Genomic DNA, 9,113 nt, shown 5'->3' on the forward strand with positions numbered 1-9,113 from the left:
CCAACCATCCAGAGCCATTTTGTTATACAGAACCTCTCGTCTCGCGATCTCATCAGTTCCGACAACATCCTTGACGATAAAGGCAAGCGCAGCCCGGATATCGCCGATGACATTGGGCGTACCGGCCTCTTCCCGCGTCGCCAAATCCTCGCTGTAGTCATGCCGCCACGGGGACACGAAACTTACGGTACCGCCACCCGGCCAACTGGGGCACGTGCGCTGAACGGCGCGCTGATTGACTACCAATACACCTGATGCGCCCGGACCGCCGGGAAACTTGTGGGGTGAGACAACAATGGCATCCTTGCGAGCATCTTCTGGACCCATATTCATTGGCAGGTAAGGGCCGCCGCCTGCATAATCCCAAACGGCCAGCGCCCCATGCGCCTTCAGAAGACGCGTGACCGGATCGGGATCGGTGATGATGCCCGTTACGTTCGACGCGGCCGAGAAAGAACCAATGATCAGATCAGACCCTGCATTGTCAGCCAGTGTTTGTTCCAGCACTGCCAGATCAGGCCCGCCAGCGGGCGCTTCGGGAATTTCGATCACCTGCGCCTTGCTTTCCCGCCAAGGCAGAATGTTCGAGTGATGCTCGTATGGACCAATCAGGATAATCGGCCGGTCAGCCTCTTCCACTCCCAGTAAGCTGACCAGCCGATTAAGCCCAGCAGTGGCTCCGGACCCGGTAAAGATCACCGCGTCCTCTCCCCTCGCGCCAACAATGCGGGCTATTTCAGCACGCGCTTCGCGACGAAGCCGTGTCATGTAGGAACCGCAATAGGAGGCCTCGGTATGGCTGTTCGCATAGAACGGCAGCACATCTTGGGCGATAAAATCTTCGACCTGCCGCATCGCGCGGCCCGAAGCAACGTAATCCGCATAGACAAGCGGTACGTCCCCATGCAGACCAGGGATGAGGACACCCTCACCGATCAGCCCATCGCGCAGCGTGGAATTGTGAGTGGTGGATTGGATATCTGCACGAAACTTGGACAGGGTCATAACATAGGCTCCATATTGCATAACCAATGTGATTGATCTGGAATGCAGAAACTTCACCATTCTTTGCCTGTATTTCCTCAGATTTGTGTCATATGATTAGATATGGCCCATAAAATAGATCATATTGACACCCTCATCCTGAAAGAACTGCAAAAGGACGCGACCCTCTCGCAGCGCGAGCTGGCGGATCGGGTTGGCTTGTCCCAGAATGCTTGCTGGCGGCGCCTGAAGGTGTTGAACGACGACGGCGTTCTACAGGGGTCTTCCGCGCGGATTGCACGGGAAAAGCTGGGGCTCAATCTTGTTGTCTTTGTGATGCTGCGTACAAGGCATCATTCGGCGGAGTGGCTTCAGGCGTTTCGCAGCCATGTCCTGACCATCCCTGAAGTAGTCGATTTTCATCGCATTGGCGGAGACTACGACTATCAGTTGAAAGTCGTGACCGAAGACATGGCCTCTTACGACAAGGTCTATCAGCGACTTATCGAAAAGGTCGAACTGGACAGCGTGACCTCGTACTTTGCCATGGAGGCTATTGCCGAAGGCCGGCCGCTGCCGATCTGATCAGGCCGTGAACAGCGGGCGTAGCCTGCGAAAGTGTGGAACTGCGATGGAACGAAAGGCCTTCAATTTGGCCGACGGCCACACATCTGGATGGGCCACCACCCAGATATCCGCGTAAGGTTGCGGTGAAAGTGTCGGGAGTTGAACGAGACCGGGCAGTGACCGCCCCAGAAACATCGGCATCTTGACAGCACCTAACCCCGCCTGCGCGGCGGAAGACATGGCAACCATATCGTCAAATCGCATTCGAATACGCGAACCGGGGTGTGTCTGGATCACCTCCTCAGACAGGTCTGGTTGTTTTTCATAAACCAACCAATCCACCGGCCCATGCGGGGCGTCCGACACACGCTGCATAAGTTCTGGTGAAGCGTAGTAAGCCGAGAATTGTTCGGCCAAGCGCAGTCCCTTCAGGGTATCACCCGGATTGCGACTGATACGGATGGCTATGTCTGCTTCGCGCCTGTTCAGATCCACGATCTCATTGTCAGCCCGAACTCTGAGCTTAACACCGGGATGTTGAGCCGAGAACGCGTCCAGAACCGGTGAGAGTACATGCGCAATCAAAAGCTGAGGTGCTGTCAGGGTCAGCTCCCCTTCCAGACGCGTATCCTGACCGGATAACCCCCTGAGCATGGCGTGCTCAGCACCTTCCATGCTTGCCGCATGCTGAGCCACCAGATGCCCGGCCTCGGTGGGACGGTAGCCATCTGGCAAACGTTCAAACAACACCTCTCCGGTGGCGGTTTCCACCCGGGCAATACGGCGGGCAACGGTGGTGTAGTTTACACCAAGCCGCTCTGATGCAGCGGTCAAGGTACGCGCGCGCACCACGGCCAGTACGGTTCGATAGTCATCCCAGTTTATCGTCATGCATGCGTTTATGCATAAGCCAACTGCAATTGCACGCGTTTTCGCAAAAACCTTTCCAACATAGGTTTTAGCTGCACAACCAAGGAGTAGATTGATGATTTATGCCTACGCCAAATTGACAGTAAAAAACCCCGATGCTCTGGCCGCCTATCGTGAAAAAGCCGGGGATGCGCTGGCACGCCATGGCGGCAGGGTCGAAACCGCGTCAGCAGAGCCTACCGCTCTGGACGGCGCGCCAGACCTGCCGGACGTTGCCGCCCTTCTTTCATTTCCAGATCGCGAGTCCGCCTTGGGATGGATCAATGACCCGGCGCTGAGTGATGTCCACGCACTGCGCCGCAATATCGGATCGTCCGACATAATCCTGCTTGGGTAAATAAAGAAAGAGCCGCGCTTTTGGGCGCGGCTCTGAAACTTGGATCGTTTCGGCGAAGATTAGTTCTTCGCGTAGAATTCGACGACCAGGTTCGGTTCCATCATGACCGGGTAAGGCACATCGCTCAGGCCCGGTGCACGAACGAAAGTAGCGGTCATTTTCGAGTGATCAGCATCGATGTAATCAGGAACATCACGCTCGGCCAGAGCAACAGCTTCCAGAACAACAGCCAGCTGCTTGGACTTGTCACGTACTTCGATCACGTCGCCTTCCTTGACGCGGTAGGACGGAATATTGACCCGCTTGCCGTTCACTTTGACGTGGCCGTGGTTCACGAACTGACGTGCAGCAAACACGGTTGGTACGAACTTGGCGCGGTAAACAACAGCGTCCAGGCGGCGCTCCAGCAGACCGATCAGGTTTTCACCGGTGTCGCCTTTTACACGCTCAGCTTCGGCGTAGATGCGGCGGAACTGCTTCTCGGTCAGGTCGCCGTAATAGCCTTTCAGCTTCTGCTTGGCGCGCAGCTGCAAACCGAAGTCCGACAGTTTGCCCTTGCGGCGCTGACCGTGCTGGCCGGGGCCATATTCACGACGGTTGATCGGGGATTTCGGACGACCCCAGATGTTTTCGCCCATCCGGCGGTCGATTTTGTACTTGGCAGACGTGCGTTTGGTCACGGCTGATCTCCTTCGTTTAGGTCGAGGCCCAGCGGGCCACTATGAAGGGCGTTGTCCTCTTGAGGTCTCCCCCATGACAGGCATCCCCTTGCGGGGGCCACCAACACCAATGAAGTCGCGCTTATATCTTGGGAATTGTCAGAGTCAACATACTGAGGCCACCCTGCAGAAAAATTCCCGCGATGACCGCATAGCCCTGCTTGCCACTTTATTCTGCTGCGTAAACAACGTGAGGAGTAGATGTCGACTCACGCTTCTCTTCTGAACGAGGGCCGGGAAACGCCACAACTGTCTGATCGACCTCCCGATCGAAATCAGCCAGGTCAGTTTGCGCGGAAACACTTCTCACCCAGAACTCCTGATCCCGTTCAGGACAACCGTTTTCAAAAATCAACACCGGGGAATCGCTTCCCTCAACTCTGATCAGCTCTGCCGAGAATTGCTGAGAGCCATTCGAAAACTCGATGGTCGCAACCGAACCGATTACAGGGCCAATCGCCGAAAGCATGTCGATGCCCGAGGTCAATAACGGTGCCACAGAGTGGGCCGTTTGCACCAAACCCATGGTCTCTGCGGCAGAAAGCTGTACAGCTTTACCACGCCATGACCAGGCGGACCCAACAGCTACGAGGGCAAGTGGCGCTGCCTCAAGCCCGTCAAGTTCTGTTTGATTCCAGGAAACTGCTATACGACCGTTTAGACCGGTACTCATCTGCCCACTCATACCTTTCAACACCCCACCAATTACAAGGCCTGTGTATCAACGATAAATTCGGCGGAAAAGAGACGTAATTGCAGCAATCACGAGATTGTTGCCTGCGTGTCAAATCAAATTGATACTTAGATCAACCGCATGTCAATCTGAATCATGCATATTTCCCGATATGCGCTCTCAAAGATCTAACATCCTCACATATCAATATTGGTATCAATACTAGGGACTGCAAACACCCTATGCGAAGTACCGAATTAAACCCAATAAAGCGAATCATTTACCCTTGGCGTCAACATCATAAGCTTATGCTTTTAAAACGATTATTGGCTTCTGCATCAGCAAGCGCGGATACGGGTGATATGCCTAAATCAGCACCAACTAGAGTTGCCATGACCCGACAAAACAAGTTTTTTGATGACTGGAAAGTACACTAAACTTCGTGAAGTGGTGCCCCCACACGGACTCGAACCGCGGACCTACTGATTACAAATCAGTTGCTCTACCAGCTGAGCTATAGGGGCGCTGGCGTCCGATTAATCACTATGGGAAGAGACCGCAAGCCCCAATTTAACCTGATCTTGCTGTAGACAGAATTTTCTGGTGTCAGCCGTGCAACCAGCTACCGGTCAGAAGGGCAACTTGCGCAACAAACCATCCAAAACCCGGCTTTATTATACGTAATGGGAGCGGGGAATTGCGCGCTCATGCGAGAGATGTGCCTAAGGCGCTATGGGCCGACTGCCCGGCATCGCGTGAACATCCGCGGCTATAGCCTGAGCAACACAAGCGAGTTGATTCGCCACCTCAGATCAACCGACCTGATAAAGTGAAGAAGGCCTGCAGTTGCGTCGCAGGGCGCTCTGGCGTTGCAAGTCGATCTCGAGCAAGTATGTGGAGAAATTGATCCCACCAATCGGAAACAGCGATGCTATGGCCGCCGTGTCCGATTGGTGCTTGGTAAATCTGGCACATCACCAATGCGTGCCAGCTGTTCTTTCGAAGCCCGAGGAGGCGCTTTGAGACCTCCTCGGCAAGGCTTACATGCCCAGCGCTTCCTTATACATTTCCAGAACCGCTTCTTCTTCGGCGATATCGTCTTTGTCGCGCTTTCTTAGAGCAACCACCTTACGCATCACCTTGGTGTCGTAACCGCGGGCTTTCGCCTCGGCCATCACTTCCTTTTGCTGTTCCGCGATGTCCTTCTTTTCGGCTTCCAGACGCTCGAACCGTTCGATGAACTGGCGCAGCTCACCTGCTGTGACTCGATAGTTGGCGGCGGCCTGATCTTCGGTGATGTCTTCCATATGCGTCTCTCCCAAAGGCTAAAATAATCCGCAAGGTTTCGGGCAGTAAGCCGGATACATTGCTGCCGCTCTGGCCGCAAGCGCACTTTGGGCTGTCAGGCTTGTGCCAGCAGCGGTGATCCGCTAAGCGCGGTCGTGAAACAAGAGACATGTGTGGAAAGCAATGTTCGACATCATCATCTGGGGCGGAGCTGCCCTGTCATTGGCCGGAATGCTTGGACTGGTATGGTGTATTCTGCGCGTGATGAAAGCGCGTAAGGCAGGTCTGTCGGATGATGAATTGCGCGCAGCGGTTCAGGCTGTACTGCCCTGGAACCTTGCATCACTGTTTTTATCCGTCATCGGACTGATGATGGTCATCCTCGGGATATCCTTTGGATGACCAACCGGTCAGACCGGCATGTTGTCAAAGCGCGCTTCAACCGCGTCTTCAAACAAAGCCGCGTCCAGCCTGCGCAGGCGTGACGGTATCTGCATACGTTTCGCCCGCATCTGATCGACTATTCTGCTGACATTCGGTTGAAGGGCCAACCGGGTGTCCAGACATGCGCCGTTAAGCTTTTTTTCAAGCCGCTCGACTTCTGTGTAGAGATCTTGTGCAGTCATTTTGCATCCTCCCACTTAGCACCAGTCTGCCAGATATAGGTAACGGCATTAAGACCAACTTGAGACTTAATGAATGCCTGCGGAAATCCGCTCAGCTATTTTGCGATTTCGGGCGAGGCTCCGCAGGATGCATACTTATTACGCGGATTTAACTTTGGCTGCCTTGACAGACATCAAGTCGTGAATTGGCAGTTGTGTCACATTCCGCTATCACTATATGAAAAGTAAGAAGCACAGGAGGAGCACGTGACACCAATCGTAAAGGCCTTTTTTGACGAGCAGACAAACACGGTGTCTTACGTGGTTCAGGAACCCGAAGGCGCGGCCTGCGCAATCATCGACAGCGTGTTGGATTTTGACCATGCCTCGGGTCGCACGGACACAGGATCTGCCGATCAGATCATCGAGTATGTGACCGTAAATAACCTCAAGGTTGAATGGATACTCGAAAGCCATGTGCATGCCGACCATTTGTCAGCAGCACCCTATCTTCAGCAAAAACTTGGCGGGAAAATCGGCATCGGCAAGAATATTGTCGTTGTACAGGATACCTTTGGCAAAGTGTTCAACGAAGGTACGGAATTCCAGCGCGATGGCAGCCAGTTTGATGCGCTGTTCTCTGAAGGAGACAGCTTTCACATCGGCCAGATGCGGGGCGATGTCCTGCACACTCCGGGGCACACTCCGGCCTGTCTGACCTATGTTCTGGGTGATGCGGCCTTTGTAGGAGACACGCTCTTCATGCCAGACTTTGGAACCGCCAGATGTGACTTCCCGGGCGGTTCTTCGGCAATGCTGTATGAATCGATCCAAAAGATCTTATCGCTGCCGGACGAAACCCGGATCTATGTCGGACATGACTACAAGGCACCGGGGCGGGATGAGTACGCGTGGGAAACCACTGTTGGTGAGCAGAAAGCATTGAATGTTCACATCGGCCAGGGACGCAGCATCGAAGAGTTTACCGAGATGCGCGATGCCCGCGATGCAACATTGGGCATGCCACGACTGATCCTGCCTTCGCTGCAAGTCAACATGCGCGCTGGACAAATGCCCCCTGCCGATGAGGAAGGCGATGTTTTCCTGAAGCTGCCGATCAACAAAATTTGATGCACCTACGGCCTTAGATAAGGAGACATCTCAGCATGAATCCGGAATGGATATGGGGTTTGATTGGCGGTCTGCTGATTGGACTTGGCGCAGCGGTTTATTTGCTGGGGAATGGACGCATTATGGGGGCAAGCGGCATTCTCGGCGCGCTGGTTGACGGCAGTGGCAAAAGCGAAGCGAAGGAACGACTGGCTTTCATTGCCGGTGTGATCGTCTTGCCATTGCTACTGAAACCCTTAATCGCACCTCAGGCAGAAACCCATTTGACCAGCGATCTGGCGGTTGTGGTTATCGCCGGTTTGCTGGTCGGCGTTGGCACGCGTATTGCGAATGGATGCACCTCGGGGCATGGTGTCTGTGGCATATCAAGATTCTCGCTACGCGGTATGGTTGCTACCGTGTTTTACATTCTGGCCGGTGGGATCACGCTTGTCTTGTTCCGCCATGTCTGGGGGCTGATCTGATGCGCGTTATGATTGCGCTTATTGCCGGATCGCTTTTTGGGACTGGCTTGATGGTTTCAGGGATGACTGACACGACCAAAGTTCAGGGCTGGCTGGACGTGTTTGGCAACTGGGACTCAACACTCGCTTTTGTGATGGGTGGTGCAATCCTACCTATGCTGATTGCCTGGCGCCTAACGCAAAGCCGGAAACCACTGTCTGGCGGCAACTTTCCAGTGCCGCCAAAACCCGAGCTGGACAGGCGGTTGATCTTCGGATCCGTGCTATTTGGCATGGGCTGGGGATTAGCAGGTTTGTGCCCCGGTCCAGCAATGGCTTCGCTCAGTTATGGAGGGTTTGGGGGGCTGGTCTTTCTCATTGCCATGATGGCAGGCATGTTTGCGGCTCCTAAAGTCGGCGCACAACTGGACAGGATTGCAAACGCGACCTAAGGATTTGCCATGGAGATTCGTCAGATTACCCCCCGCTATGCCGTCTCACCCCAGATCACGGTGGAAGACGTGCAAGCCATCGCCGAGGCAGGTTTTGCCAAGGTGATCTGCAACCGTCCCAACGTAGAGGTTCCTTCAGACATGCAATCCGATGCGATCGGCGATGCCGTTCGCGCAGCGGGCATGGAGTACGAAGTTCTGGAACTCACGCATCAGACCATGACTGCCGAAAACGTCGCCTTGCAACGCGATCTGGCTGAAAGCTGCGCGGGACCGGTGTTGGCCTATTGCGCCTCGGGTACTCGCTGTTCCGTTGTCTGGGCTTTGGGTCAGTGCGACAGGATGAGCACCGACGATATTCTCGACGCGACCAGCAAGGCCGGATACGCGCTGGAAGGCCTGCGCCCTGCCCTTGATCAGATTCGCAATTCGAACACCTGATCAGAATTTCTGGTCCTGATCGTCCTGAAGCCCGGTCAACCCAGCCAACTGCGAAATCTCAGCCGCGATCTCGTCCGGATTCGAGGAGAGCGGGTTGTGATCCATTGGCAGCAAAGCGCTTGCGTCCAACGGGTCTAGCACTGTCATCTCGGGCTGATCAGCCTCTCTCACTTCGGGCTGTGCTTGTCTGGTTCTGCTTTCAATGAATTCAGGCGCATCTGGCCCGGCAATCACTGGAATGCCCAAATCCTCGTTCACACGAATTGCCCGCATCCCGCCGCATTGCCCAAGGCGTCCGACAGCTGCGCGTTTTCGCTCGATGGTCAAAACGTCGATGCGATCCAGTCTCGCTCCGGTCAGAGGAAGAACATTGCCCACGTCCAGATCTGAAAGATCAGACAGGGGCAACGACAAACGACACATAACTGCGTTCAGCTCAGCCCTCATCACGCCCGTTGCCATTTCCAGAACAGGCCCGGCCTCGACAGGCGCTGCTTCTTCTTCGGGTACAATTGCTGGCTGTTCCGGTATGAACATACTTAGC

14 protein-coding genes and 1 tRNA gene are annotated in these 9,113 nt (G+C 54.7%); 7 read left to right on the forward strand and 8 right to left on the reverse strand.

Annotated elements, in window-relative coordinates:
• Nucleotides 1-1,005 (reverse strand): aminotransferase class V-fold PLP-dependent enzyme (locus E1297_RS31190; protein WP_155145051.1); only part of this gene is annotated, 1,005 nt, incomplete at its 3' end.
• Between the two features lie 102 nt (nt 1,006-1,107).
• Between E1297_RS31190 and E1297_RS31195 the strand changes: the two genes are divergently transcribed.
• Nucleotides 1,108-1,569, forward strand: a complete 462-nt coding sequence (locus tag E1297_RS31195) for an Lrp/AsnC family transcriptional regulator (RefSeq protein ID WP_155144896.1) — start codon at nt 1,108-1,110, stop codon at nt 1,567-1,569.
• Here E1297_RS31195 and E1297_RS31200 read toward each other — a convergent pair whose 3' ends face one another.
• Nucleotides 1,570-2,442 (reverse strand): LysR family transcriptional regulator, encoded by an 873-nt coding sequence (locus tag E1297_RS31200; RefSeq protein WP_155144898.1) that lies wholly within the window; start codon nt 2,440-2,442, stop codon nt 1,570-1,572.
• 94 nt (nt 2,443-2,536) lie between these two features.
• Between E1297_RS31200 and E1297_RS31205 the strand changes: the two genes are divergently transcribed.
• Nucleotides 2,537-2,818, forward strand: a complete 282-nt coding sequence (locus tag E1297_RS31205) for a DUF1330 domain-containing protein (RefSeq protein ID WP_155144900.1) — start codon at nt 2,537-2,539, stop codon at nt 2,816-2,818.
• Between the two features lie 59 nt (nt 2,819-2,877).
• On the opposite strand, the gene rpsD is transcribed toward E1297_RS31205, so the two are convergent.
• The 4 genes from rpsD to E1297_RS31225 form a co-directional block, all read right to left on the reverse strand.
• Nucleotides 2,878-3,498 (reverse strand): 30S ribosomal protein S4, encoded by a 621-nt coding sequence (gene rpsD / locus E1297_RS31210; protein ID WP_170325974.1) that lies wholly within the window; start codon nt 3,496-3,498, stop codon nt 2,878-2,880.
• Nucleotides 3,499-3,706: 208 nt separating this feature from the next.
• Nucleotides 3,707-4,222: a hypothetical protein gene (locus tag E1297_RS31215; protein WP_155144901.1), complete on the reverse strand. Its 516-nt coding sequence runs from the start codon at nt 4,220-4,222 to the stop codon at nt 3,707-3,709.
• A gap of 436 nt (nt 4,223-4,658) precedes the next feature.
• Nucleotides 4,659-4,734: transfer RNA gene (locus tag E1297_RS31220), tRNA-Thr, on the reverse strand.
• A 516-nt stretch (nt 4,735-5,250) separates the two neighbouring features.
• On the reverse strand, nt 5,251-5,517 hold the full coding sequence (locus E1297_RS31225) for a DUF2312 domain-containing protein (protein WP_155144903.1): 267 nt from the start codon (nt 5,515-5,517) through the stop codon (nt 5,251-5,253).
• 163 nt (nt 5,518-5,680) lie between these two features.
• On the opposite strand from E1297_RS31225, the gene E1297_RS31230 reads away from it, so the two are divergent.
• The gene (locus tag E1297_RS31230) at nt 5,681-5,899 is read left to right on the forward strand and encodes a hypothetical protein (protein WP_155144905.1); all 219 of its coding nucleotides are present in this window, start codon (nt 5,681-5,683) and stop codon (nt 5,897-5,899) included.
• An 8-nt stretch (nt 5,900-5,907) separates the two neighbouring features.
• Here the strand turns inward: E1297_RS31230 and E1297_RS31235 are convergent, their stop codons facing one another.
• Entirely contained in the window at nt 5,908-6,123 is a 216-nt protein-coding gene (locus E1297_RS31235; RefSeq protein ID WP_155144906.1) for a hypothetical protein, read from the reverse strand.
• 246 nt (nt 6,124-6,369) lie between these two features.
• Here E1297_RS31235 and E1297_RS31240 point away from each other — a divergent pair, with 246 nt between their 5' ends.
• Genes E1297_RS31240 through E1297_RS31255 form a run of 4 tightly spaced genes read left to right on the forward strand, consistent with a single transcriptional unit; the run spans nt 6,370 to nt 8,569 of the window.
• Nucleotides 6,370-7,233: an MBL fold metallo-hydrolase gene (locus E1297_RS31240; RefSeq protein ID WP_368669753.1), complete on the forward strand. Its 864-nt coding sequence runs from the start codon at nt 6,370-6,372 to the stop codon at nt 7,231-7,233.
• A 35-nt stretch (nt 7,234-7,268) separates the two neighbouring features.
• A complete protein-coding gene (locus E1297_RS31245; protein ID WP_155144908.1) occupies nt 7,269-7,697 on the forward strand; it encodes a YeeE/YedE family protein in 429 nt (142 codons plus the stop codon).
• On the forward strand, nt 7,697-8,128 hold the full coding sequence (locus tag E1297_RS31250) for a DUF6691 family protein (protein WP_155144910.1): 432 nt from the start codon (nt 7,697-7,699) through the stop codon (nt 8,126-8,128). Before E1297_RS31245 ends, E1297_RS31250 begins: the two co-directional genes overlap by 1 nt.
• Before the next feature lie 9 nt (nt 8,129-8,137).
• The gene (locus E1297_RS31255; protein ID WP_155144912.1) at nt 8,138-8,569 is read left to right on the forward strand and encodes a TIGR01244 family sulfur transferase; all 432 of its coding nucleotides are present in this window, start codon (nt 8,138-8,140) and stop codon (nt 8,567-8,569) included.
• Here the strand turns inward: E1297_RS31255 and E1297_RS31260 are convergent.
• The coding region (locus tag E1297_RS31260; protein ID WP_209016105.1) for a FliM/FliN family flagellar motor switch protein at nt 8,570-9,113 on the reverse strand (544 nt) is incomplete at its 5' end.

This window comes from Roseibium sp. RKSG952 (genome assembly GCF_009711355.1).